Genomic DNA, 25,073 nt, shown 5'->3' with positions numbered 1-25,073 from the left:
AGCGCCGCGCTCATGCTGCGGCGCCGCGCGTCTGCGCGTGCGTGCGGCGGGCCTCCAGCTCATGCGGATGCGGCAGCCGCAGCGGCCAGCCCTGCAAGTGCTGCAAGCCGATCTCCGCCAGCCCGGCAATCCAGCTTTCCGAATCGTTGAGGCAAGGAATGTAGTGGAACACCTTGCCGCCAGCCACGTGGAACTCGGAGCGCCCTTCCATGGCGATCTCTTCCAGCGTCTCCAGGCAATCAGCCGGAAAGCCCGGGCAGAACACGTCTACCCGGCCGGTGCCGACCTTGCCGAGCTCCCGCAGGGTGGGCGCGGTATAGGGCTGCAGCCATTCCGCCTTGCCAAAGCGCGACTGAAAGGTGACCTGGTACTGTCCGGGCTGCAAGCCCAGCGCCTCGCCCAGCAGGCGCCCGGTCTTGAGGCACTCGCAATGGTAGGGATCGCCGAGCTCCAGCGTGCGGCGCGGCACGCCATGAAACGACAGGATCAGCTTGTCGCCCCGCGCGAAATCCGGCGTGCCATGCTGCGCCCAGTATGCCCCCACCTGCTGGTGCAAGGCGGCAATATAGGCCGGATGGTCGTGGAAATGCTTGACCAGCCGCAGCTCCGGCTGGTTTCGCCACTGCTTGAGCACCCGGAACACCTCGTCGAAGCCCGTCGCCGTGGTGGTGCCGGAGTATTGCGGATACAGCGGCAGCAGCAGGATGCGTTCGGTCCCTTGGCGGCGCAGCGCTTCCAGCACCGAGCCGATCGACGGATTGCCGTACCGCATGGCGCACGCCACTGTCACCTCATGGCCTTGCTGGTTCAGCAGCAGCTGCAAGGCGTGAGCCTGGCGCTCGGTGTGCACCAGCAGCGGGGAACCCGTCATATGCGCCTCCCGCAGCCAGATCGACTCATACTTCATCGCCGAGGCGCGCGAGCGCAGTGGCACGATGATGCCGTACAGCAGCGGCAGCCACGCCGCGCGTGGAATCTCCACGACACGCGGGTCGGACAGGAACTGCTTGAGGTAGCTGCCGACCGCCTTCGGCGTTGGCGCATCCGGGGTGCCAAGGTTGATCAGCAGGATGGCCGTGCGCGGCGCCTGGCCATGCTGGTAGGCCGGTTCAGGGGTGAACGTCATGTAATTTCCGGTGTGGCGGGGCGGTGCGGGCACAGGGCGTGCGCACCGCCAAGTCTCGCCGAGCTTACAGGATGAGGGGGAGGGACAGGCAGTTTGTGAGACCGGGCCGGGCCAACACTAGTTCTGGCTGAGCGCGCTGGACAACAGGCGCGCGGTGATGTCGACGATCGGGATCACCCGCTCGTAGGCCATGCGGGTCGGCCCGATCACCCCGAGCGTGCCGACGATCTGGCCGTCGACTTCGTAGGGCGCGGTGATGACCGCCATGTCTTCGAGCGGCACCAGCTTGCTCTCGCCGCCGATGAAGATCTGCACGCCCTGGGCGTGGCTGGAGACATCGAGCAGCTTGAGCAGGCCGGTCTTGTGCTCGAACACGTCGAACAGGCGGCGCAGCTTTTCCATGCTGGAGGACAGGTCTTCCACCTCCAGCAGCTTGCGCTCGCCCGAGATGAAGACGTGGTCGTCTTCCCCCTCGGCCATGGCATTGCTGCCCGCCTCCACTGCGGCCTGCATCAGCTGCGACATATCCATGCGCAGCGCCTGCAGCTCGCCGCGCAGGTGGTCGCGCACATTGTCAAAGCTCATGCCGGCAAAGTGCGAGTTGATGAAATTGGCGGCTTCGACCAGTTGCGACGGGGAATACGGCAGCTCGGTCTGGATGATGCGGTTCTGCACGTCGCCCTCGGGGGTAACGATAATCAGCAGGATGCGCTTGTCCGAAAGCCGCATGAATTCGACCTGGCGGAACGCCTGGGCGCGCCTGGGCGTCATCACCACGCCGGCGAACTGCGACAGGTTGGACAAGGTGTGCGCCGCCGACGTGATCATCCGCTGCGGCCCGAGCTGCTGGCCGTGCAGCTGGCCCCGGATCTTGCCGGTCAGCTCGGCCAGGTTGAGCGCGCCATCCAGGGGCTGGGCGGTCAGCATGGTGTCCACGAACAGCCGGTAGCCGCGCGGCGTGGGGATACGCCCGGCCGAGGTATGCGGGCTGGCAATGAACCCCATTTCCTCCAGGTCGGACATCACATTGCGGATGGTGGCCGGAGACAGGTCGAGACCCGAGTACTTCGACAAGGTCCGCGAGCCCACGGGCTGCCCCTCGGCGATGTAGCGCTCGATGAGGGTTTTGAGAAGCGTTTTCGCACGTTCATCCATGATGCTCCTGATTTTACGCAAGTTTTCACTATTCGGGCGGCTCATCGCCGATCCGGCCCGGCGCCGAGCGCCCTCCTGCTGACAATGGTCACGGCGGTATGGTCTAATCCCGGCATGTCTTCGCTCCCCAAGCCCGGCGCCGCGCGCGCCCCATTTCGCACCGTCGCCCTGATCGGCAGGTACGCCACAGCCGGCATCGAGGGCCCGCTGGAAGAGCTGGCCGCCTGTATCCTCAGGAACGGCCAGGATGTGGTGTTCGAGCGAGACACTGCCCTGGCCACCGGGCTGACCGACTATCCGGCGCTGGCGCCCGACGAGATCGGCAAGCATGCCGATGTGGCGGTGGTGCTCGGCGGCGACGGCACCCTGCTGGGCCTGGCGCGCCAGCTGGCCGGCTACCCGGTGCCGCTGATCGGCGTGAACCACGGGCGCCTTGGCTTCATGACCGATATCCCGTTGCAGGACGTGCATTCGGTGCTGCCCGACATGCTGGCGGGCCGCTACGAGTCCGAGACCCGCATGCTGCTGGAGTCCAAGGTGGTGCGCGACGATGGTGTGATCTTCTCCGCGCTGGCCTTTAACGACGTCGTGGTCAACCGTTCCGGCATTTCAGGCATGGTCGAGCTGGCGGTGTCGGTGGACGGCCACTTCATGTACAACCAGCGCTCCGATGGCCTGATCGTCTCCACGCCGACCGGCTCGACCGCCTATGCGCTGTCGGCAGGCGGCCCGATCCTGCACCCGACCCTGTCGGGCCTGGTGCTGGTGCCGATTGCCCCACATGCGCTGTCCAACCGCCCGATCGTGCTGCCGCACGACGCCGAAGTGTCGATCGAGGTCGCCACGGCGCGTGACGCCAGCGTGAACTTCGACATGCAGTCGCTGACCTCGCTCCTGCCCGGCGACCGCATCGTGGTGCGGCGCTCGGCCAAGACCGTCAACCTGCTGCACCCGATCGGCTACAACTATTACGCCACGCTGCGCAAGAAGCTGCACTGGCATGAGTACCCGAGCGAAGACAACCGGCTCTGATCCGCCCCGGCCCGCACCGATCCGGACCAGATCCGTCCCCTGACATCACCCAGCCCCGACCCGTCGACCACGATGCTGCGCAGCCTGTCCATCCGCGATTTCGTCATTGTCGATACCCTCGACCTCGACTTCTCCCCGGGCTTCACCGTCTTCACCGGCGAGACCGGCGCCGGCAAGTCGATCCTGATCGATGCGCTGGCGCTGGTGCTGGGTGAGCGCGCCGACGCCGGCGTGGTCCGCGAAGGCGCCTCCCGGGCCAGCATCAGCGCCACCTTTTCCACCCCGGCCGGGCTCGACGCCTGGCTGGCCGAACACGATCTCACTGGCGACGAAGGCACGGTGCTGCTGCGCCGCACGGTCGACGCCAGCGGGCGCGGCAAGGCCTTTATCAATGGCGCCGCCGCCACGCTGGGCCAGTTGCGCGACATCGGCGACCGCCTGGTCGATATCCACGGCCAGCATGCCCATCAGCTACTGCTGCGCCCGGATGCCCAGCGCTTGCTGCTCGATGCCCATGCCGGCCTCACCGCGCAGGCCGGCGCGGTGGCCGAAGCCTGGCGCTCGTGGCGTGCGTGCGTGCGCCAGCGCGAAACCGTCGAGCACCGCTCGCGCGAGATGCAGCTGGAACGCGAGCGGCTCGAATGGCAGGTCGGCGAGCTCGAGAAGCTGGCGCCGCAACCTGGCGAATGGGAAGACATCCAGGCCGAATACAACCGGCTGTCGCATGCCGCCGGGCTGATCGAGGGCAGCCGCGCCGCGCTCGAGGCGCTGTCCGAGGCCGATGGCTCGGTGCTGTCCGGGCTGAACAGCGTGGTGCAGCGCCTGCGGCAGATGGCTGACGTCGACCCCGCGCTGGGCGACGTACTGGCGGCGCTGGACCCGGCGCTGGTCCAGGTCGAGGAGGCCGCGCACTCGCTCAACCGCTACGTCGACCGGATCGACCTGGACCCCGAACGCTTGCAGGTGGTGGAGGCGCGCATGCAGGCGCTGCACACCACCGCGCGCAAGTACCGGATGCCGCCGGAGCAGTTGCCGGACGAACTGATGGCGCGCCGCCAGCAACTGGACGATCTCCAGTCCGCCCAGGACCTGAACAAGGCGATGGCGCGCGAGGCCGCGGCCCGCGCCGCCTACCTCACCATCGCCCAGCATCTCGGCGCTGCCCGCAAGGTGGCGGTCGAGAGCCTGTCGGCCGCCGTGACGGATGCCATGCAGGGCCTGTCCATGGCGGGCGGCAGTTTCGCGGTGGCGCTGCACCCGCTGGACGAAGGGCAGAGCCACGGTCTGGAACAAGTCGAGTTCCTGGTGGCAGGCCATGCCGGCGTCAGCGCGCGCCCCTTGGCCAAAGTGGCGTCGGGCGGCGAGCTGGCCCGGATCAGCCTGGCGATTTCCGTCATTACCAGCGAGGCCGCGCCCACCCCCACCCTGATCTTCGACGAAGTCGACACCGGCATCGGCGGCGCGGTGGCCGAGGTGGTGGGCCGCCGCCTGCAGGAACTCGGCCGCGCCCGCCAGGTGTTGTGCGTGACCCACCTGCCGCAGGTGGCGGCCCAGGCCGGCGCCCACCTGCTGGTCAGCAAGGAGACCAGCCAGCGCGACGGCACAGGCTCGGTCACCCGCTCGCGCATCCGCGGCCTCGACGCCGCCGGCCGCGTGGTCGAAACCGCACGCATGCTGGGCGGGACCACCGTGACGGCGACCACGGTGCAACACGCCGAGGAGATGCTCGCGCAAGGCCTGCGCGGCACCACCGGCACGGCCCGGGAGGCGCGCCGCTCGCGGCGCAGCGCAGGCTGACAGCCTGCGCCCTCTGCCTCTGGCCCGTAACCTTTCAGGAGTTTCCCCATGTCACTCGGCAAACAGCCGCACTCCCGCTCACTGGCCCGCCCACTGCGGATTACCGCCGCCTGCGGCCTGCTGGCCTTGCTGGCGCTGACCGCCTGCCAGGCGCAACAGCGCCCGTCTGCGCCACCGCTCAACAGCATCAGCGCCGATCGCACCGTAGGCGATATCATGGTGCGGTTCTCCGCGCCGCCCGTCACCGTGTCCGAAGACGCCGATCGCTTGCTGGCGTCGATTGCCGGGCCGATCCGCTTCGTCGTCAAGCGACCCATGTCGGGCGGCGTGTGGCTGGTCACCGCGATCTCCGCGTCGGCCGATGCCACGATCGACCAGGCGCTTGCCACGCTGCGCGGCACCCCTCGCATCGAGCTGGCCGAACCTGATCGCGTGCTCAAGCCGAACCGCACCCAGCCCGTCGGCCGCGACATGCCGGCGAGCTGAGTCCGGCGGCGGCCCGGTTCCTGTCGTCGGAATGCATGGCTTGGACGTTGAAGGCTGAAGGTTGAAGACTGAAGATTGAATGCTGTAACCGCGGTCGGTCCGAAGCGGGCTCAACGGGAGAACGTAGACATGCAGGAACAGCTTCGATTTCGATCTGGCGAAACGCGGCGCGTGGCATCCCATGCCGCCCTGCTGCTGGCGCTTGGCGCCGCCCTCTGGCTGGGCGTGCCGGCCGCGGCCAGCGCAGCCCCCGACCCCGCCGCGCGCCCCGCGCCGCGCTACACCGGCAACTTCATCGTGCGCTGGCGCGACGGCAGCACAAGCACAATCGCTGGCACGAACGCCACCAGCGCGAGCGACAGCGCCGCTGCCAGCGGCCTGCCCGAGCGTATGCTGAGCGTGCGCCAGAGCACCGGCGTGGCGCTCTCGGTCAAGCGCCAGATGGGCGGCAGCTTGCAACTGCTGAGCGTCTCCGGCAGCGATGCCGCCGACCCGGAAGGCACCGCCGCCCGGCTGCGCCAGGATCCGCGGATCGCGGAAGTGGTGCCGGACCGCTGGCTGCGGCTGCACGACACCATCCCCAACGATCCGGAGTTCGCGCTCAACCAGCCCTACCTCGGCACCCCCGCACAGGTGGTGGGCGGCGTGAACCTGCCACCCGCATGGGACCGCACGCGCGGCAGCAGCAGCCTGGTGATCGCCGTGCTCGATACCGGCTACCTGCCGCACCCCGATCTCGCCGGCCGCATTGTGCCCGGCTATGACTTCATTACCGATCCGTCCATCGCCAACGACGGCGATGGACGGGATGCGGATGCCACCGACGCCGGCGACGGCGTGCCGGCGGGCTTCACCTGCCCGGGCACCACCACGCCGACCACGACCGCAACCAACAATAGCTGGCACGGCACCCGCGTGGCAGGCACGCTTGGCGCGCTCACCAATAACGGGGTGAACATCGCCGGTGTGGACTGGAACGCCCGCATCCAGCCGGTGCGCGTCTCCGGCCGCTGCGGCGCGCTGCTCTCGGACACCGTGGATGGCATGCGCTGGGCTGGCGGCCTCTCCGTACCCAACGCGCCGGCCAACCCCACCCCGGCGCGCGTGATCAACGTGAGCCTGGGCGGCGGGACCTGCTCCAGCATCGAGCAGCAAGCCGTGACCGACCTCGCCGCGAATGGCGTGGTGGTGGTCGCCGCCACGGGCAACAGCGCCGGCGCGGTCGAGGCGCCTGCCGACTGCGCCGGCGTGGTCGCCGTAACGGCACATGCCAACGACGGCGAGAACGCCAGCTATGCCAACGTGGGGCCACAGGTTGCGCTAAGCGCGCCGGGCGGCGGCTGCGGCAACTCCAAGGTATCGGGCGGCAAATGCTCGGTGGCGGAATCGTTCATCCGGACCCTGTCCAATGACGGCACCACCTCGCTTGGCAACTACAACGTCATCAATTCGCAAGGCACCAGCTTTGCCGCGCCGCTGGTGTCGGGCGTGGTGTCGTTGATGCTCGCCGCCAACCCGGCGCTCACGCCCGCCCAGGTGCTTGCCACCTTGAAGAGTTCGGCGCGGCCCCACCCGGCCGGCACTTATTGCACGGCCGCAGCCAATGCCGGCATCTGCGGCGCGGGCCTGCTCGATGCCAATGCTGCCGTGGCGGCCGGCACGCAGGTGGTCCAGCCGGCGCCCGCGCCCGCTGCGCCAGCCACCTCCTCGGGCGGTGGCGGAGCGATTTCCTGGCCGCTCGCGCTCGGGCTGGGCGCGCTTGGCTTGCTGCTGAACTGGGCCGGGCGCCGCCGGCGCCCGGCGCGGTCGCGCTGAAACCGCGCTGAATTCGCGGCGAACGCGGGGCACCGTCCGGCCTGCGCCGGCCGCGCCCCTTGCCAGCGCGCCTATGCCGGTGGCCCGCCCCGCCGGCGCTGCCACCACTCCTGCACCAGCCATAGCCCCAGGCCGGCCAACGCGCCGGCCGCGTGCGAGATGCGCACGACCCCGAACCCCCACTGCGCGTCGAACACCACGGGCGCGAGCCATGACTGCTCAAGCCAGGTCTTGACCAACACGCCAAGGCAGAGCGCCACGCCGAGCACGCGCGACACGCCGCCGCCATAGAGCAGCCGCAGCCCGCCCCACAGGGCCAACCCGTGCAACGCACCGGACAATCCGCCGTACCAGCCCACCGACGGCACCCGGCATAACGCCAGTTGCACCGCAACGCCGCAGGCGAACAGGACCGCCAACATCGCGCCGGCGCGCGCCTCGCGGCCAATCAGCAGGAACAGGCCCGCAGCGGCCAGCAGGTCCGCCAGCCAGTGCTGCCAGCCAAGGTGGACCCACATTGCAGTCAGCAGGCGCCACCACTGGCCCGCCACGCCGTGGCCCATGACCGCATCGCGCAGATAGAGCCCGTGCGCGCGCAGCCACGGAATGAAGGTAAAAGCGGCACCCAGGGCGGCCGTGAGCGCCAGTACGGCCAGCACGCCCGGCCATCCCGGCCGGCGCGCCGCGCCAGCCGCCTGCACGTTCATTTGCCGCCGGCGGCAACCGGCTCGCCGAACACTGCTTGCCAGAGGGTGCGCACGTGTTCCGCCTGCTGCGCCACCACGGCCGGCGCAACCCGTGCGTGGACCTGCCCGTCCAGGCGCAGCTGGTGCTGGCGGGCACGGAACAGGCGATAGGCGTCGCCCACTTCGCGCGCCAGCGTGGCATCGATCAGGCCGATTTCACCGGCCGTGCGCAGCAGCGCGATATTGCCGGCATTGCGCGTGAGCGCGGGATGATCGTGGCTGTGCAGCAGCACAAGGTATTGCACCGTGAACTCGATGTCGACCATGCCGCCGCGATCATGCTTGAGGTCGAACAACCCGCTTGGGTTGGGATGGCCCTCGGCCACCTTGTGGCGCATGACGACGATCTCGCCGCGCAGCGTGGCGGCGTCGCGTGGCTGGCGCAGGATCTCGTCGCGCAGGCTCTCGAAATGCGCGCCGATCCCGGGGTCGCCCGCGCAAAAACGCGCGCGGGTAAGGGCCTGGTGCTCCCACACCCACGCGGTGTTGTCACCCTCGCGCTGCTGGTAGCGGCGAAAGCCCTCGAAGCTGGTCACCAGCAGCCCGGCCTCGCCGTTGGGGCGCAGGCGCGTGTCGACATCGAACAGCGTGCCGGCGGCGGTATGGCTGGTCAGCCAGGTGATCAGGCGGCGCGCGTAGGCGGCATAGACATCAGGCGCGCGCTCGTGCTCGTCCTCGTAGAGGAAGATGATGTCGAGGTCGGAGGCATAGCCCAGCTCCTTGCCGCCCAGCTTGCCGTAAGCGATCACGGCAAAGCGCGGCTGCTCGGCATGCCGGGTCGCCAGCTGGCGCCAGACGGCCTGCAGGGTCACCTCGAGCATGGCGTCGGCCAGGTCCGACAGCCGGTCGGCGATCTGCTCCACGGTCAGCATGCCTTGCAGGTCCTGCAACAGGATGCGGAACGTCTCGGCGTGGTGCTCGCGGCGCAGGATGTCCATCTGCGCTTCGATCTGCCCGTCGGCCGCGTCGAGGCGCGTGGCCAGGCGGCTGCGAAAGCCGGCCCAGTCGGGCGCGCCCGCCAGGGCATCGCTATCGAGCAGTTCGTCAAGCAGTTGCGGGTGGCGGGTCAGATAGGCGGCGGCCCAGCTTGACGCGTGCAGCGTGTCGGCCACGCGCGCCATCGCCTGCGGGTACTCGGAAAGCAGCGAAAGGTAGGACGCACGGCGGCTGATGGCATCCAGGAAATCGACAAAGCGGGCGATGGTGCGGTCGGCATCTTCCTGGCGCGAGGCCAGGTCAAGCGCGCGGTTGACCAGCAGGTCAAAGCGCACCCGGCTGGGCTCGGACAGCGCGCGGTAACGCAGCGAGCCACCAATGGCGCGCAGGCGGTCGAGCAGCCCGGCGCAATCACTGAAGCCGGCTGAGGCCAAGCGTTCGCACGGCGGCTCATCCTGTTCTTCCTGGATCAACGCCGGCCACAACGCCTCGCACGGCGCGTGCGCTTCATCGGGGTCCGAGAAGGTGGCCTCGAACTGTTGCGCCACCGGATCCTGCAGCGATGCCAGCCGCTCGAGCAGGGCCGGCCAGTCGGCGCAGCCCATCATCTTCGCCACCGCCAGCTGCTCCTCTTCCGAGGTTGGCAGGTGGTGCGTCTGGGCATCGTCGCGATACTGCAGGCGATGCTCGAGCTGGCGCAGGAAGCGGTAGGCGTGCGCCAGTTGCTCGGCCTGGCCCGCGGGCAACAGCCCATGCTCCACTGCCACCGCCAACACCTCCAGGGTGGGCCGGATGCGCAGCGCCGGGTCCTGGCCGCCGCGGATCAGCTGGAAGACCTGGGCCATGAACTCGATCTCGCGGATGCCGCCGCGGCCGAGCTTGATATTGAAGGCACGCTGGTTGACGCGCTGGCCGCCGCCTGGCGCCGCCAGCCCGCCGCTGCGCTTGGCCGCCTCGGCGCGGATCTGCGCATGCAGCGAGCGGATCGCCGCAATCACGCCGTAGTCGAGGTAGCGGCGAAAGACGAAGGGCGTGGTCAGGCTGGCCAGTTGCGCGGCGGTACGCTGCGCGTGGGGGGTATCCAGCGCCGATACCACCCTGCCCTTGATCCAGGCGTAGCGCTCCCACTCGCGCCCCTGCACCATCAGGTATTGCTCCAGCATGCCGAAGCTGCAGGCCAGCGGCCCGGCGTCGCCATTGGGGCGCAGGCGCATGTCGACGCGGAACACGTAGCCGTCTGCGGTCACGTCGGCCAGCAGGTTGATCAGGCGCCGTCCCAGGCGGATGAAGTACTCGTGATTGGACAGGCTGCGTTGCCCGCCACGCGTGTCGCCGTCTTCGTCGTACAGGAAGATCAGGTCGATGTCGGACGACACATTGAGCTCGCGGCCACCCAGCTTGCCCATGCCAACCACCACCAGCTCCTGGACTTCCCCGCTGCTCTCCCCGACCGGACGGCCGTAGGTCGGGGCAAGGTCCGCTTCCAGCATGGCCAGGCCATACTGGATGCCGAGCTCGGCCAGATCCGTCATCGCGCCGGTGACTTCGCCCAGCGTCGACTGCCCGCGCAGATCGCGCTCGATCACCACGCACATCACTTCTGCGCGCAAGCGGCGCAGCGCGCGCTTGATGGCGTCGTCCACATCGGCCGACGGCTCATGCAGGACCTTGAGCCGTGCCGCCATCCAGGCGCGCGTGAGCGGCTGGTCGCGCGCGTGCGCGACGATTTCGGCCAGCTCGGGACGGGCCTGCACCATGCGGCGGGTGTAATGGGAATAGGCGGGCGAGTACAATGCCATGCCGGCGCAATCGACCGGCACGAGTTCAACAGCGGCCACCACCGCGAACGGGCCGGTGGCCATGTCGGCCACGGCCTGCCTGGCCGCGCCGGAAGTGTTGCCGGGCGCACGTTCGCCGGCAGCGCCATCGGTTGCAGCGGCCTCGGGCGCGGCTGCGGAACTCGTCGGATCAGTGGAAGTCATTCCTGTTACTTGGTAGCGCGTGAGCCGGCCCTTGGCCGGCGCGCGCGTTATGCACGGCCGGTCAGGCACCGAATTGGAGAGCGCCTAGTATTGTCGGATAATCTGCGCATGTCCAGCCGCGCCACCCCACCTGCCGATCCCTCCGCCGCCGCCGGCGGCACGCCGGCACTCGAAGGGGCCGCCGGTGCAGGCTCCCCCCCATCGCTGCAAGGCAGCCTGCGCGCGCTTGCGTTTGCGCGTGCTTGCGGCCGCGCCCTGCTCGCAGGCTTGCGCCATCCCGTCTGGCGCGGCCTGGGACGGGTGCTGGTGCGCCTGGCCCTGGCGCTGGTGCTGCTGGCGCTGCTCGCCGGGCTCCTGATCCGCTTCGTGCTCTGGCCGCAGGCCTCCGCCGCGCGCACCTGGCTCGAGCAGCGCGGCTCGGTGGCGCTCGCGGCCCAACTGAGCATCGGCCAGCTGGATACCTACTGGGATGGCTGGCACCCCGCTTTCCATGCCCGTGACGTCAAGGCCGTCGATGCCGAGCAGCGCGTGCTGCTGGCCGCGGGCGAGCTTGACGGCAAGCTGTCATGGCGCTCGCTGTTCAGCATGGACGTGCTGTTCCAGCGCATCTCCGCCAGCCGGACCGACCTGCTGATCCGCCGCTCCGCCGACGGCAAGCTCAAGGTGGCCGGCATGGCCGTGGATACCACCGGCGCCCAGCCGCAGGACAACCGGCTGTTCGACTGGCTGCTGGCCCAGGGCAAGGTCGAGCTCACCGACGGCAAGCTGCGCTGGCTCGACGACAAGAACAAACTGCCGCAACTGGACGTGGGCGATATCCAGCTCAGCGTGCAGCGCCACGGCTCGCGCCACACGTTCAAGCTCGAAGCGCAGTCGGCCACGCTTGCGCCACGCCCGCTGGTGGTACAGGCGGACTTCCGCCATGAATACCTGCACCGCACCGGCGACTGGCACAACTGGTACGGGCAAGCCAGCTGGGACCTTGGCCGGCTGGAACTCCCGGTGCTGCAGCGCTATCTCGCGGTCTTCGACCGGGTCACGCGCGGCACCTTCAGCACCGACGGCACCATCGAGTTTCGCGGCGGCCAGATCACCCGCAGCCAGGCCCGGCTGCGCGCCAGCAGCGTGGACCTGAAGCTCTCCGGCGCGCCCGAAGCGCTCAAGCTCGCCAGTGCCCAGGCCTTTGTCCTGCACCGCGCGGGGCGCGACCGCGACCACATCCTCACCATCGACACCCTGCTGTGGCAGCCCGAGCCGGCCGAAGGGCCGGCCGTGCCACCGGCACGGCAAGCGCAGGCGGCTTCCGCCGCCGCGGCCGCCGGCCTGGCCAGCGGCGAAGGCGCCTGGCGCGAAGGCATGCGCAAGGTAGTGGTCGGCTGGGCCACCGACAACAAGGGCGCATTGCGCAAGTTCACGCTCAAGGCACCCACCTTCGACCTGAACACCGTGCGCGCGCTGGCCACCTCGCTGCCGCTCGACACCGCCTTGTCGCGCCAGTTGCGTGCGCTCCAGCCCTCCGGCCATGTCGACAACCTGGACGTAAACTGGACCCGGGATCGCCAGGGCATTCTGAGCCGCCGCGATGGCCAGCGCCACTTCAACGTGCAGGGCACGCTGCGCAGCGTCTCGGTGCTTGGCCAGCCCGCCAACCCGCCCGTCGGCGCGAATGGCAAGCCCCACCTGGGTGTGCCGGGCTTTTCGCGGATCTCCGGCAGCTTCAGTTTCGACGAGCGCCAGGGCAGCGCCCGTTTTGAAGGCAACAATGCCGCGCTGATGCTGCCGGGCATGTTCGAGGATCCGCGCCTGTCGTTCGACCAGATCAACGGCGAAGTGCGCTGGACCAACGACAACGGCAAGCTGGCGGTGCGCACCGACGGCGTGCAGTTCGCCAACGCGGATACCGCCGGCAGCGTACGCGGCACATGGCATGCCGGTGGCGACGGGCACGGCGGCATTGCCGACCTGACCGGCGAGCTGACCCGCGCCCAGGTCAGCCGTGTGCCGCGCTACCTGCCCATGGGCATACCCGCCTCCACGCGCCAGTACCTGGCTGGCGCCCTGGTAGGCGGCGAAGCCAGCGACGTCAGGTTCCTGCTCAAGGGCGACCTGGAGCACTTTCCCTTCCACAGCCCGTTCGAGGGCGCCGGCGATTTTCGGGTCGAAGTGCCGATCCAGCATGTCAGCTACCAGATCGCGCCCCATGTGAGCGCGCCGGCGGGCAGCGTCGCCAGCGCCAGCAATGACGGCAAGGCCTGGCCGAACTTCACCGACATCAGCGGCCACTTGCTGTTCGAGCGCGGCGGCCTGTCGTTCCTCGCGCAGCGTGCTGGCGTGCAAGGCGCCGCCGGCGTCACGCTGCAGGACGTCAATGGCCGCATCGCAGACCTCGGCGAGCATGGCCGCCTGGTGCTGGACGGCAGCGCCAACGGGTCGATGGCAGGCTTCCTGCGCTTCGTCGCCGCCAGCCCGGTGCGCGACTGGACCGGCCAGGTGCTGACGGATATGCGCGCCCAGGGCAACGGCGAGCTTAGGCTCAAGCTTGACCTGCCCCTGACCGAGGCGCATGCGACCAAGGTCGACGGCCAGTTCCGGCTGCCCGGCAACGACGTGGTGCTGATCCCGCAATTGCCCGTGCTGGCCGGCACCACCGGCGTCGTCGCATTCAATGAGCACGGCTTCCAGCTCAACGACCTGCGCGCCCGCTTCCTGGGCGGCGAGATTCGCGCCGGCGGGGGCAGCCAGCCCGACGGCACGATCCGGGTCAATGCCGGTGGCAACCTCACCGCCCAGGGCATCCGCGAGGCGCTTGGCGCCTCGCCGGCGGCCTGGCTGGTACAGAAGCTGGAAGGCAGCACCGCCTACAGCGCCGTGATCGGCGTGCGCGATCACCAGCCCCAGATCACGGTCGCATCGGAACTGGCCGGGCTGGCGGTGAACCTGCCCGCACCCATGGCCAAGAGCGCGGCGCAAGCCGTACCAATGCGCTTTGAGCTGCGCCCGGCCGCCGCCCGCGCCGGCAGCGAGGAGATGCTGGTGCAATATGGCAGCGTGCTCAATGCACGCTACCTGCTGCGCCGCAATGGCGACGCGGTGGAGGTGCAGGCCGGCGGGATCGGCATCGAGCAGCCAGCGCCGCAGCCCGCCAGCGGCGTCACCGCGGCGCTCACGGCAAGCCGCTTCGACCTGGACGCGTGGCGCGCCCTGCTGGCAGAAGCCGGCAAGGCCAGTGCAGGCCATGCCGAACCGGTGTCAGCCTACCTGCCGGAACACATTGCAGCGCGCACGCGCACGCTGCACGCCTTTGGCCGCGAGTTTGACGATGTCGTGCTCGAGGCCACCCGCGAAAGCGCTGGCTGGGGCATGCAGATCGAGTCCCGCCAGGTGGCGGGGAACCTGCGCTGGCGCAGCGAGGCCGCCACCCCCGCAGGCGCGCTCACGCTGCGCCTGTCGCACCTGAGCATTCCCGACACGGGCGACGCCGCCAGCGCCGGCGATCCGCTCGACGGCAGCACCAGCGACCTGCCCGCGCTGGACCTGGTCGCCGATCGGTTCGAACTGCATGGCCGTGACTTCGGCAAGCTGGAGGTCAAGGCGCGCTCCAGCGAAGACGGCGGCGAGCCCGTATGGACGCTGGACCGCCTGGTCATCGAGCAACCGGGCGCGACATTTACCGGCAGCGGCAGCTGGCGCTTGCCGCGCCGGGTGCGCGAAGGCGCTGCCGCCGAGCGCCGCACGCTGCTCGACTTCAAGCTCGACGTGCGCAACGGCGGCCAGGTGCTCGAACGTATGGGCCTGCCCCACATGCTGGCTGATGGCCACGGCACCTTCGAAGGGCGAGTCGGATGGCGCGGCTCGCCGCTGTCCATCGACTACCCTACCTTGTCGGGCCGGATGAAGCTGCAACTGGAGAATGGCCAGATCCTCAGCGTGGACCCGGGCGCGGCCAAGCTGCTGGGCGTGCTCAGCCTGCAAGGCCTGATGCGGCTGGCCACCTTCGACTTCCGCGGCGTGGCGGGCCAGGGCATGGTGTTCGACGAGATCACCGGCATCGGCACGATCGAGAACGGCGTGGCCAGCACCAAGGACTTCGCGCTCAAGGGCGGACAGCTGCGCGCCTCGATGACTGGCAGCGCGAACATCCCGCGCGAAACGCAGGACCTGGACGTGACGGTAGTGCCCCGCATCAACGCCACTTCCGCCTCGGTGGCGGCGGCGTTCATCAATCCCGCGCTCGGCATCGGCACACTGGCGGCGCAGCTGCTGTTCGCTGACGAATTCTCCAAGGCCTTCAGCAGCCGCTTCCATATCAGCGGTGGCTGGGCGAACCCGCAGATCATCAAAGTGGGGGAGAATAAGACCGATGCGCCGCCCGTGCAGGGTTTGTTCAATCGTGTCTACCCGGCGCCATCACCGTAGCGACTGGCCCAGCCGTGCGAGCCCCGCCGCGCAGCCGCCGCAAGCCAAGGAAACCGCTTCATGACCGCAAACGCCTCCGCGTCAACACCCAGCGCGGCCCACGGCGCGCCCCCTTTTCGCGTCGCTGCCATCCAGACCGTCAGCGGTGTTTCGCCCGAGGCCAACGTGGCCCGCGCCGACGCGCTGATCGCGCAGGCCGCCAAGGGCGGCGCCGAGCTGGTGCTGCTGCCGGAGTACTTCTGCATGATGGGCCTGCGCGAAGGCGACAAGGTCGCCATCCGCGAGCGCGACGGCGACGGGCCGATCCAGTCATTCCTGGCCGATGCCGCGCGGCGCCACCGGATCTGGCTGGTCGGCGGCACCCTGCCCTTGTGGTGCGAGGACGAGGCCCGCGTCTACAACACGTCGCTCGCCTACGACCCGCGCGGCGAACGGGTGGCGCGCTACGACAAGATCCACCTGTTCGGCTTCACCCGCGGCAGCGAAAGCTACGACGAATCGCGTACCATCCTGGCCGGCCAGACTCCGGTCAGCTTCGAAGCACCCTGTGGGCGGGTCGCCATGTCGGTCTGCTACGACCTGCGCTTTCCGGAACTCTACCGACAGCTCGCGGCGGGCGGCAGCACCAGCTTGATTCTGATGCCGGCCGCCTTCACCTACACCACCGGCCAGGCGCACTGGGAGATCCTGCTGCGCGCCCGCGCCATCGAAAACCAGTGCTATGTGCTGGCCGCCGCACAGGGCGGGAAGCACGAGAACGGACGGCGCACCTGGGGCCACTCGATGCTGATCGACCCCTGGGGCGAGGTGATGGCGGTGCTGCCGGAAGGCGAAGGCGTGGTGAGCGGGCTGATCGACCCCGCGCGCCTGGACGAGGTGCGTCAGAACCTGCCTGCGCTGCGCCATCGGGTGCTGTAGCATGTACAAGCAATGACCTGGCCGATTCCCCGGAATCGCCAGCATCCCAGATTTTTACGCGGCGGCGCCATTTCGCCACCGCGGCACGACGATAAAGGACAACCATGAACGCCGGCGACCTCGGAATCCGCAACCTCGCCACCGCCCAGCAACTGCTGCTGGCGCCCTACGGCCTGGACGAAACCAACCTGCAGCGCGTGCTCGCGGACATCTTCACGCATAAGGTCGATTACGCCGACCTCTACTTCCAATACACCCGCAACGAGGCGTGGAGCCTGGAAGAAGGCATCGTCAAGTCGGGCAGCTTCAGCATCGACCAGGGCGTTGGCGTGCGCGCCGTGTCCGGCGACAAGACCGCCTTTGCCTACTCTGACGACATCAGCCTGGACGCCTTGCTCAAGGCCGGCGCCGCGACCCGCACCATCGGCCGCGCCGGCAGCGGCCGCGTCAAGGTGGCGAGCAAGATGGCCTCACAAGGCGGGCGCAACCTGTACTCGCCCAATGACCCGCTGGACTCGATGGACGCCGCCGAAAAGGTGGCGCTGCTCGAGCGCGTGGAACGCATGGCCCGCGCCAAGGACCCGCGCGTGGTGCAGGTGATGGCTGGCCTGGCCGGTGAATACGACGTGGTGCTGGTGGCGCGCAGCGACGGCGTCATCGCCGCCGACGTGCGTCCGCTGGTGCGGGTCTCCGTCACGGTGATCGCCGAGCAGAACGGGCGCCGCGAGATCGGCTCCTCCGGCGGCGGCGGGCGCTATGCCTACGGCTATTTCACCGATGAGCTGCTGCGCCAGTACGTGGACGAGGCCGTGGCCTCGGCGCTCGTCAACCTGGAGGCGCGTCCGGCCCCGGCCGGTGCCATGACCGTCGTGCTCGGCCCGGGCTGGCCCGGCGTGCTGCTGCACGAGGCCATCGGCCATGGCCTGGAGGGCGACTTCAACCGCAAAGGCTCGTCGGCCTTCGCCGGCCGCATGGGCGAGCGCGTGGCGGCCAAAGGCGTGACGGTGGTGGACGACGGCACGCTGGCCAACCGCCGCGGCTCGCTCAACCTTGACGACGAGGGCAACCCGACCCAGTGCACCACACTGATCGAGGACGGCATCCTCAAGGGCTATATCCAGGACACGCTCAACGCGCGCCTGATGAAGATGCCGGTAACCGGCAACGCGCGCCGCGAGAGCTACGCCGCGCTGCCGATGCCGCGCATGACCAACACCTACATGCTCAACGGCAACCGCGACCCGCAGGAGATCATCGCCAGCGTCAAGCGCGGCCTCTACGCGGTCAACTTCGGCGGCGGCCAGGTTGACATCACCAACGGCAAGTTCGTGTTCTCCGCCAGCGAGGCCTACCTGATCGAGGACGGCAAGATCACCGCCCCGGTCAAGGGCGCCACGCTGGTCGGCAACGGGCCGGAATCGCTCAAGGACGTCACCATGATCGGCAACGACATGCGCCTGGACTCGGGCGTGGGCGTGTGCGGCAAGGAAGGCCAGAGCGTGCCGGTGGGCGTGGGCCAGCCGACCCTGCGCATCGAGAACATGACGGTGGGCGGCACGGCCTGATTGCCGTCCCGCTGGCCGGGCAGGCCGGGCGCGGTCCCTTGCCGTTCAGGGCCGCGCCTCGTAGATCAGGTTGAACGGTGTTTGCGCCGCCCGGCGAAAACGCGAAAAACCGCCTTGCTGCACCACCGAGCGCATGCGTGCCTCGCCCGACTGGGCGCCCAGGCACAGCCCCACCTCCTGCGAGCGCGACGCTGGCGTGCAGATGAAGGTCGAGGCCGAGTAAAACACCCGCCCGACCGGGTTCAGGTTGTCTTCGAGCCGGTCGTTGGCGAAAGGCTCGACGATCATCCAGGTGCCGTCCGGGCGCAAGGTCTCGCGCACATGCGCGGCGGCGCCGGCCGGATCGCCCATATCGTGCAGGCAGTCGAACACGGCCACCAGGTCGTAATCCTTGCCGCCATACTCCTTGGCTTTTGCCACCTCGAAATGCACGCGGCCCTGCACGCCGGCGCGCGCCGCCGCCTCGGTGGCAAGGCGGATCGACGGCTCGTGGTAGTCAAAGCCGTAGAACTCCGATGCCGGATACGCCTGCGCCATGATGATGGTGGAGGCGCCATGCCCGCAGCCCACGTCGGCCACGCGAGCGCCAGCCTGCAACTTGGCCTGCACATCCTCCAGCGCGGGAATCCATTCCGCCGTCAGGTGCGCCGCATAGCCCGGGCGGAAAAACCGCTCGGTGCCGTGAAACAGCGACGGATCGTGTTCATGCCAGCCCAGCCCGCGTCCATTGCGAAAGGCATCCACGATCTTGGGAATCGCCTTGAACTGCGCGACCGCGATCTGGAAGGCGCCTGGAATAAAGGCGGGGCTGCCCTCCTGGGCCAGCGCGAAGGCCTGCTCCTCGGTCAGGCTGAACAGATTGGTGGCCGGGTCGTACGCGACATAACCGCTGGCCGCCTGCGCGGACAGCCACTCGAGCAGATAGCGCTCATCAGTATGGGTTTTCTCGGCCAGCACCTGCACTGTCATCGGTTTCTCGGCCAAGGCTTTGTAAAGGCCAAGCGTATCGCCGACCACGATGGTGGCTGCATGCATCACCGCGCCCAGATCCTGGACGAACTGCCCCATGAAGGCGTTTAGCCTCCCCTCATCGATCGCCATGATGCCTCCCTCCCCCTCAGCCCCGTGTGCCTGAGCTGCCCGGCACGCCGCGTTCGCCTGTCTTCCCCCGGGCAAACCGGTGCAGGTGCCGCCGCCGCACTGCGGTGCGCGCTGGCGACGCCTATACTGGCCTCATTCATGTTGGTTCACGCACGGGAAGGCGCCAATACGCAGCATTGCGTACCGGCGTGCAGCCCAAAGCCGCCGCAATGCTCACATCCAGCCGCTGCCAGGATGACCAGGCGCTCTCCATGCTCGCCAGGCTGACCGCGCGCGAGCAGCAGGTGCTGCGCTGGCTGGCGCACGGCAAGACGGACCGTGAAATCGCGGGCATGCTCGGCATCAGCGCCCGCACGGTGCAAAAACACCTCCAGCATGTGTACGTGAAGCTGGGCGTGGAGAACCGCACCGCCGCCGTGATGCGCGGGCTGGAACTGGATCCGGGACCCGCCATCGGACGAACGGAAATTGTGGCCGGCGCAATGCCGGACGCTTGCCAAGCCCCTTAAAACGCGCTATAAAGATGCTTCGTTACCTGATGGTCAACGGCCTCCGCCGGCAGAATCGGCAAGGCTGGCGCAATTTTCTGCCATCCCGTGACGCGTTGCCGCAAATAACCGACGCCATTTGAGCCGCATCCCATCCATGTCCGCTAAGTTTTATTTTTACTTTTTTAGCGATCTCGCACCGCTGGCGGATGGAGAGGGACGATCGTAAGTGCCTCCAGAATTCAAAAAAAGCCGCCAGCGAACCTGGCGGCTTTTTTTATACCGGCCCGCACCCAGCTCTAGCCCAGACACCCCAAACACACGACCCTACAAAATCCGGAGCCATCATGCTGAAGAACACCGACGACCTGCGCATTCGCGAACTCAAGGAATTGTTGCCCCCGGCGCACCTGATCCGCGAGTTCGGCTGCTCCGAAAAGGCGTCCGACGTGATCTACGGCGCGCGCCAGTCCATGCACCGGATCCTGCACGGCATGGATGACCGCCTGATCGTGATCATCGGCCCCTGCTCCATCCACGACACCCGCGCCGCGCTCGAGTACGCCAAGCTGCTCAAGGTCCAGCGCGACCGTTTCGCCGGGGAGCTGGAAGTCGTGATGCGGGTGTATTTCGAAAAACCGCGCACCACCGTGGGCTGGAAGGGACTGATCAACGACCCGCACATGGACGGCAGCTTCAAGATCAACGACGGCTTGCGCACCGCGCGCGAACTGCTGCTGAACATCAGCGAGCTGGGCGTGCCGACCGGCACCGAATACCTCGACATGATCAGCCCGCAATACATCGCCGACCTGGTCAGCTGGGGCGCCATCGGCGCGCGCACCACGGAAAGCCAGGTGCACCGGGAGCTGGCCTCCGGACTGTCGTGCCCGGTCGGATTCAAGAACGGCACCGATGGCAACGTCAAGATCGCTGTCGATGCGATCAAGGCCGCCTCGCAGCCTCACCATTTCCTGTCGGTGACCAAGGGCGGGCACTCCGCCATCGTGTCGACCTCGGGCAATGAGGATTGCCACATCATCCTGCGCGGCGGCAAGACGCCTAACTACGATGCCGCCAGCGTGCAGGAAGCCTGCGAAGCGATCTCCAAGGCCGGCCTGGCCGCGCGCCTGATGATCGATGCCTCGCACGCCAACAGCAGCAAGAAGCACGAGAACCAGATCCCGGTCTGCGAGGACATCGGCCGCCAGATGGCCGCGGGCGACGAGCGCATCGTCGGCGTGATGGTGGAATCCCACCTGGTGGGCGGCCGCCAGGACCACGCCCAGGGCACGCCGGTGGAAGAACTCACCTACGGCCAGTCGGTCACCGATGCCTGCATCGGATGGGACGATTCGGTAAAGGTGCTCGAAACCCTGGCCAACGCCGTCAAGGCACGCCGCCTGGCCAAGGGCACCGGCAACTGAGCCGCCTGACGCGGCCCGTGGCGCTTGCGCACCGGGTGCGCGGGCAAAGAAAAAGCCGCTGGGAACAGCGGCTTTTTCCTGCTCCGGACCCGCGCGGCTTGGGCCGGCGCCAGTTGGCTTACTTCTTCAGCACCAGGCCGCCCGGCAGCGATTCAATGTAGGCGGCGATATCCTTCAGCTCATCCCGGGTGAAGGGACGCGGCTTGCCATCCTTGCCCGTCACGCCGGGGTTGGCGTTGACCTGGCCGGCCATGATGGCGTTGGAGCGGCCCACCTGCGGGTTGGTGGTGATCTGGTAGGCAGCCAGCGCGTGGTACAGGTAGTCGGCATGCTGGCCGGCCAGCTTCGGGTAATCCGGGGTGATCGGGGCATTCATGCCGGCGCCGTGGCATGCCACGCAGTTGCCCTTCTCCACCAGCGCCTTGCCGTGCGCGAGGTCGGCAGCCGAGGCGGTGATGGCCGAGGCGCCCAGCACGAGTGCGCCGATCGCGAGCGAAAGCGTCTTAAGCGTATTCATGGGTGGGTCCTCTTACTTCTGGGTGTTGTTTTGCGTGCTGGAAGACTGCTGCGCGTAGTAGGCAGCCACGTCGGCGATGTCCTGGTCGGTCAGGGTCGCGGCAATGCCACGCATGGTCGGGTGCTTGCGGTCGCCCTTCTGGTATTCCTTGAGCGCATTCTCGATGTACTTGGCGTTCTGGCCGCCGAGCAGGGGCACCTGGTACACCTCGGGGAAGGAGGCGCGATAGCCGGGAATCCCATGGCAACCAATACACATCGCGACCTTGTTTTTGGCGGCGTCCACATTGCCCTTGACTTCCTGGGCTTGCGCAGCCGTTGCGGCCGCGCCCAGCACCACCATCGTGAGGAGCTTTTTCATTGTCGTAGCTGATTGGAAGTGTTAAACCCTGCGTGACCTGCCCAACCGGTCGGAAATGGCTTCAGAATGCGTCCGGCCGGACCGTATCTGCCCGCGGGTAGATGCGGTGCTGCCAGCGTAGGCCGGATACCCGGGCGCCGTGGTAAGCGCTGCCGGTGCATCTCGGCGTTGTCTCCGCCTCATTCTGTAACCATCTCTTGTCATCGCCGCCTCCCGGCAAGGACCGCGGGAGTGACAAGGCGGACGAAGCGAGGGGGGTGGAGTCTTGGACGTGGGGGGCGCGTCAAACCGCCGCATTGTACAGCACGCTGCACGTAGCAGTCCAGCATGGCACGGCGCGCCACACGCGAACCGAAAAGCTCTTTTATACTGGCCAATTCCGACACGCACAAACCCCTTCAGGTTGCCCCATGTCCAACACCACCAACGCCAGCCAGACCCAGCAAAACCGTTTCGAAGGCACGCAGCAATACGTCGCCACCGATGACCTCAAGCTGGCCGTCAATGCCGCCCGCGCCCTGCAGCGCCCGCTCCTGATCAAGGGCGAGCCCGGCACCGGCAAGACCATGCTGGCCGAGGAGGTGGCCGCGGCGCTCGGCATGCCCCTGCTGCAGTGGCACATCAAGTCCACCACCAAGGCGCAGCAGGGCCTGTACGAGTACGACGCGGTGTCGCGCCTGCGCGATTCGCAGCTCGGCGACGACCGCGTCCACGACATCCGCAACTACATCATCAAGGGCGTGCTTTGGCAGGCCTTCGAGGCCGACCAGCAAGTGGTGCTGCTGATCGACGAGATCGACAAGGCCGACATCGAATTCCCGAACGACCTGCTGCGTGAAATCGACCGCATGGAGTTCTATGTGTACGAGACGCGCGAGCTGGTCAAGGCGCGCCACCGCCCGCTGGTGATCATCACCTCGAACAACGAGAAGGAGCTGCCCGACGCCTTCCTGCGCCGCTGCTTCTTCCACTACATCAAGTTCCCCGACGCCGAGACCATGCAGCGCATCGTCGACGTGCACTATCCCGGCATCAAGCGCGAACTGGTAGCCGCTGCGCTCGAATCGTTCTACGAGATGCGCAACCTGCCGGGCCTGAAGAAGAAGCCCTCGACGTCGGAACTGATCGACTGGCTCAAGCTGCTGATGGCCGAGGACATCCCGCCCGAAGCGCTCAAGAGCCCGGACAAGAAGGCCGCGATCCCGCCGCTGCACGGCGCGCTGCTGAAGAACGAGCAGGACGTGCACCTGTTCGAGCGCCTCGTCTTCATGAACCGCGCCAACCGCTGAGCGCCGCGCCATGGCACGCTTCATCGAACCCGTCACCCTGCGCGGCCAGCACGCCCTGCTTGAGCCGCTGCGCCCGGAGCATGAGGCCGAGGTGCAGGCCGCCGTCGCCGACGGTGAGCTGTGGAAGCTCTGGTACACCTCGGTGCCGGCGCCGGACCAGGTGCGCGCGTGGACCGACACCGCGCTGCAGATGCGCGAGCAGCAGGGCGCGATGCCGTTCGTGATCCGCGAGGTCCGCGACGGCGTGCCGGGCGCGGTGGTGGGCGCGACGCGTTACTTCAATGTCGACAGTGCCAACCGGCGCCTGGAGATCGGCCATACCTGGCATGCGCAGCGCGTGCAGCGCAGCGCCGTGAACACCGAATGCAAGCTGATGCTGCTCACGCACGCGTTCGAGCAACTGGCATGCATCGCCGTGGAGTTCCGCACGCACTGGATGAACCACCAGAGCCGCACCGCCATCGCCCGGCTTGGCGCCAAGCAGGACGGCGTGCTGCGCAACCACCAGCGCATGCCCGACGGTTCGCTGCGCGATACCGTGGTGTTCTCCATCATCGCCAGCGAATGGCCGACGGTGAAACGCCACCTGCAATACCGCCTGGACCTGCCGGGGCGCGCCTCGTGAACCGGCACGCAAACCGCCGCACCCGCTGCGGGAAACTCTAAGCGAGCCCACCATGCTGATCGATTTCTTCTTCTCGCTGCGCCACGCCAAGCTGCCCGTCTCGGTCAAGGAATACCTGACCATGCTGGAAGCGCTCAAGGCCGAGGTGATCACGCCGTCGATCGACGAGTTCTACTACTTGTCGCGCATGACGCTGGTCAAGGACGAGAAGCACTTCGACAAGTTCGACCAGACCTTTGCCGCCTACTTCAAGGGCATCGAAAGCCTGGTCGACTGGAAATCCGACATCCCCCTGGACTGGCTGCAAAAGACGCTGGAGCGCGAGCTCTCGGCCGAGGAAAAAGCCAAGATCGAAGCCATGGGAGGACTCGACAAGCTGATGGAGCGGCTCAAGCAGCTGCTCGACGAGCAAAAGGAAAAACACGAGGGCGGCAACAAGTGGATCGGCACCGGTGGCACCTCGCCGTTCGGGCACGGCGGCTATAACCCGGAAGGCATCCGCATCGGCGGCCCGTCCAAGGGCAACCGCACCGCCATCAAGGTGTGGGAAACCCGCGCCTACAAGGACTACGACGACCAGGTCGAACTCGGCACGCGCAATATCAAGGTGGCGCTGCGCCGCCTGCGCCGTTTCGCGCGCGAAGGCGCGGAAACCGAGCTGGACCTGGACGACACCATCCACTCCACCGCCGCCAATGCCGGCTTGCTCGACATCAAGCTGCGCCCGGAGCGCCACAACAAGGTCAAGGTGCTGATGCTGATGGACGTCGGCGGCTCGATGGACGACCACATCAAGCGCGTGGAGGAATTGTTCTCGGCCACAAAGACCGAGTTCAAGCACCTGGAGTACTACTACTTCCATAACTGCGTGTACGACTACGTGTGGAAGAACAATCGCCGCCGCCATGCGGAGAAGATCGCCACGTGGGATCTGATCCACAAGTACACGCCGGACTACAAAGTGATCTTTGTCGGCGATGCCACCATGAGCCCGTACGAGATCCTGCAGCCCGGGGGCTCGGTGGAGTACAACAACCCGGAAGCCGGGGCGGTATGGCTCAACCGCCTGATCGAGCAGTTCCCGCGCTTTGTCTGGCTCAACCCCGAGCCCGAAGGCCTGTGGCAGTACCGGCAGTCGGTGACGGTGATCAACCAGATCATGAAGTCGCGCATGTTTCCGGTCACGCTCGGCGGACTGGAGCAGGCGATGCGCCTGCTCTCCAAGTAACGCCACCGGGCCTGGACTGCTGCCCCTGTGCTTCAGGCGCGCAGCAGTCCGCCCAGCATCCCCC

19 protein-coding genes are annotated in these 25,073 nt (G+C 67.8%); 12 read left to right on the top strand and 7 right to left on the bottom strand.

The features are described 5' to 3' along the window. Positions 1 to 10 precede the first annotated feature (10 nt). Positions 11 to 1,126, bottom strand: a complete 1,116-nt coding sequence (gene hemH / locus AC1RWI_RS17640; RefSeq protein ID WP_043344858.1) for a ferrochelatase — start codon at positions 1,124 to 1,126, stop codon at positions 11 to 13. A gap of 117 nt (positions 1,127 to 1,243) precedes the next feature. Continuing rightward, positions 1,244 to 2,281, bottom strand: a complete 1,038-nt coding sequence (gene hrcA / locus AC1RWI_RS17635; protein WP_043344856.1) for a heat-inducible transcriptional repressor HrcA — start codon at positions 2,279 to 2,281, stop codon at positions 1,244 to 1,246. Between the two features lie 114 nt (positions 2,282 to 2,395). Here hrcA and AC1RWI_RS17630 point away from each other — a divergent pair, with 114 nt between their 5' ends. The 4 genes from AC1RWI_RS17630 (at position 2,396) to AC1RWI_RS17615 (ending at position 7,411) form a co-directional block, all read left to right on the top strand. Beyond that, positions 2,396 to 3,313 carry an NAD kinase gene (locus AC1RWI_RS17630; protein WP_043344855.1) on the top strand — a complete coding sequence of 306 codons (918 nt, stop codon included), beginning with the start codon at positions 2,396 to 2,398 and terminating at the stop codon, positions 3,311 to 3,313. Positions 3,314 to 3,385: 72 nt separating this feature from the next. Beyond that, complete coding sequence (recN, locus tag AC1RWI_RS17625) at positions 3,386 to 5,110, top strand: DNA repair protein RecN (RefSeq protein ID WP_492867733.1); 1,725 nt, start codon at positions 3,386 to 3,388, stop codon at positions 5,108 to 5,110. Positions 5,111 to 5,158: 48 nt separating this feature from the next. Beyond that, positions 5,159 to 5,596 carry a hypothetical protein gene (locus AC1RWI_RS17620; protein ID WP_144409745.1) on the top strand — a complete coding sequence of 146 codons (438 nt, stop codon included), beginning with the start codon at positions 5,159 to 5,161 and terminating at the stop codon, positions 5,594 to 5,596. 129 nt (positions 5,597 to 5,725) lie between these two features. Next, complete coding sequence (locus AC1RWI_RS17615) at positions 5,726 to 7,411, top strand: S8 family peptidase (RefSeq protein ID WP_043344851.1); 1,686 nt, start codon at positions 5,726 to 5,728, stop codon at positions 7,409 to 7,411. Positions 7,412 to 7,482: 71 nt separating this feature from the next. On the opposite strand, the gene rrtA is transcribed toward AC1RWI_RS17615, so the two are convergent. Both rrtA and glnE read right to left on the bottom strand, forming a co-directional pair. Further along, on the bottom strand, positions 7,483 to 8,118 hold the full coding sequence (gene rrtA / locus AC1RWI_RS17610) for a rhombosortase (RefSeq protein ID WP_043344850.1): 636 nt from the start codon (positions 8,116 to 8,118) through the stop codon (positions 7,483 to 7,485). Then, complete coding sequence (gene glnE, locus AC1RWI_RS17605) at positions 8,115 to 10,955, bottom strand: bifunctional [glutamate--ammonia ligase]-adenylyl-L-tyrosine phosphorylase/[glutamate--ammonia-ligase] adenylyltransferase (protein ID WP_492867779.1); 2,841 nt, start codon at positions 10,953 to 10,955, stop codon at positions 8,115 to 8,117. The genes rrtA and glnE overlap by 4 nt, the downstream gene beginning before the upstream one ends. Before the next feature lie 228 nt (positions 10,956 to 11,183). Between glnE and AC1RWI_RS17600 the strand changes: the two genes are divergently transcribed. The 3 genes from AC1RWI_RS17600 to tldD all read left to right on the top strand — a co-directional run bounded on the left by AC1RWI_RS17600 (position 11,184) and on the right by tldD (position 17,974). Next, entirely contained in the window at positions 11,184 to 15,491 is a 4,308-nt protein-coding gene (locus tag AC1RWI_RS17600; RefSeq protein WP_492867730.1) for a YhdP family protein, read from the top strand. 60 nt (positions 15,492 to 15,551) lie between these two features. Further along, the gene (locus AC1RWI_RS17595; protein ID WP_043344845.1) at positions 15,552 to 16,409 is read left to right on the top strand and encodes a carbon-nitrogen hydrolase family protein; all 858 of its coding nucleotides are present in this window, start codon (positions 15,552 to 15,554) and stop codon (positions 16,407 to 16,409) included. Between the two features lie 104 nt (positions 16,410 to 16,513). Next, the gene (gene tldD / locus AC1RWI_RS17590; RefSeq protein ID WP_043344843.1) at positions 16,514 to 17,974 is read left to right on the top strand and encodes a metalloprotease TldD; all 1,461 of its coding nucleotides are present in this window, start codon (positions 16,514 to 16,516) and stop codon (positions 17,972 to 17,974) included. Positions 17,975 to 18,019: 45 nt separating this feature from the next. Here the strand turns inward: tldD and AC1RWI_RS17585 are convergent, their stop codons facing one another. Then, positions 18,020 to 19,075: a class I SAM-dependent methyltransferase gene (locus AC1RWI_RS17585; protein ID WP_492867728.1), complete on the bottom strand. Its 1,056-nt coding sequence runs from the start codon at positions 19,073 to 19,075 to the stop codon at positions 18,020 to 18,022. A gap of 209 nt (positions 19,076 to 19,284) precedes the next feature. Here AC1RWI_RS17585 and AC1RWI_RS17580 point away from each other — a divergent pair, with 209 nt between their 5' ends. Both AC1RWI_RS17580 and aroG read left to right on the top strand, forming a co-directional pair. After that, positions 19,285 to 19,584 (top strand): helix-turn-helix domain-containing protein, encoded by a 300-nt coding sequence (locus AC1RWI_RS17580; protein WP_492867726.1) that lies wholly within the window; start codon positions 19,285 to 19,287, stop codon positions 19,582 to 19,584. Between the two features lie 326 nt (positions 19,585 to 19,910). Continuing rightward, on the top strand, positions 19,911 to 20,990 hold the full coding sequence (aroG, locus tag AC1RWI_RS17575) for a 3-deoxy-7-phosphoheptulonate synthase AroG (protein WP_492867724.1): 1,080 nt from the start codon (positions 19,911 to 19,913) through the stop codon (positions 20,988 to 20,990). A gap of 118 nt (positions 20,991 to 21,108) precedes the next feature. Here aroG and AC1RWI_RS17570 read toward each other — a convergent pair whose 3' ends face one another. Further along, positions 21,109 to 21,507: a c-type cytochrome gene (locus AC1RWI_RS17570; RefSeq protein ID WP_492867722.1), complete on the bottom strand. Its 399-nt coding sequence runs from the start codon at positions 21,505 to 21,507 to the stop codon at positions 21,109 to 21,111. Positions 21,508 to 21,519: 12 nt separating this feature from the next. Continuing rightward, a complete protein-coding gene (locus tag AC1RWI_RS17565; RefSeq protein ID WP_043344837.1) occupies positions 21,520 to 21,867 on the bottom strand; it encodes a c-type cytochrome in 348 nt (115 codons plus the stop codon). Between the two features lie 410 nt (positions 21,868 to 22,277). Here AC1RWI_RS17565 and AC1RWI_RS17560 point away from each other — a divergent pair, with 410 nt between their 5' ends. Genes AC1RWI_RS17560 through AC1RWI_RS17550 form a run of 3 tightly spaced genes read left to right on the top strand, consistent with a single transcriptional unit; the run spans position 22,278 to position 25,009 of the window. Next, positions 22,278 to 23,156, top strand: coding sequence for an AAA family ATPase (locus AC1RWI_RS17560; protein ID WP_492867720.1), 879 nt, complete (start codon positions 22,278 to 22,280; stop codon positions 23,154 to 23,156). A 10-nt stretch (positions 23,157 to 23,166) separates the two neighbouring features. Next, a complete protein-coding gene (locus AC1RWI_RS17555) occupies positions 23,167 to 23,781 on the top strand; it encodes a GNAT family N-acetyltransferase (protein ID WP_492867718.1) in 615 nt (204 codons plus the stop codon). A 52-nt stretch (positions 23,782 to 23,833) separates the two neighbouring features. Then, the gene (locus tag AC1RWI_RS17550; protein ID WP_043344830.1) at positions 23,834 to 25,009 is read left to right on the top strand and encodes a vWA domain-containing protein; all 1,176 of its coding nucleotides are present in this window, start codon (positions 23,834 to 23,836) and stop codon (positions 25,007 to 25,009) included. Positions 25,010 to 25,073 lie beyond the last annotated feature (64 nt).

The sequence above is a fragment of the Cupriavidus sp. MPR-AND1C genome, from assembly GCF_058809705.1.
Note: the sequence above shows the minus strand (reverse complement) of the source record. Positions and strands in the feature narration are given on the sequence as shown.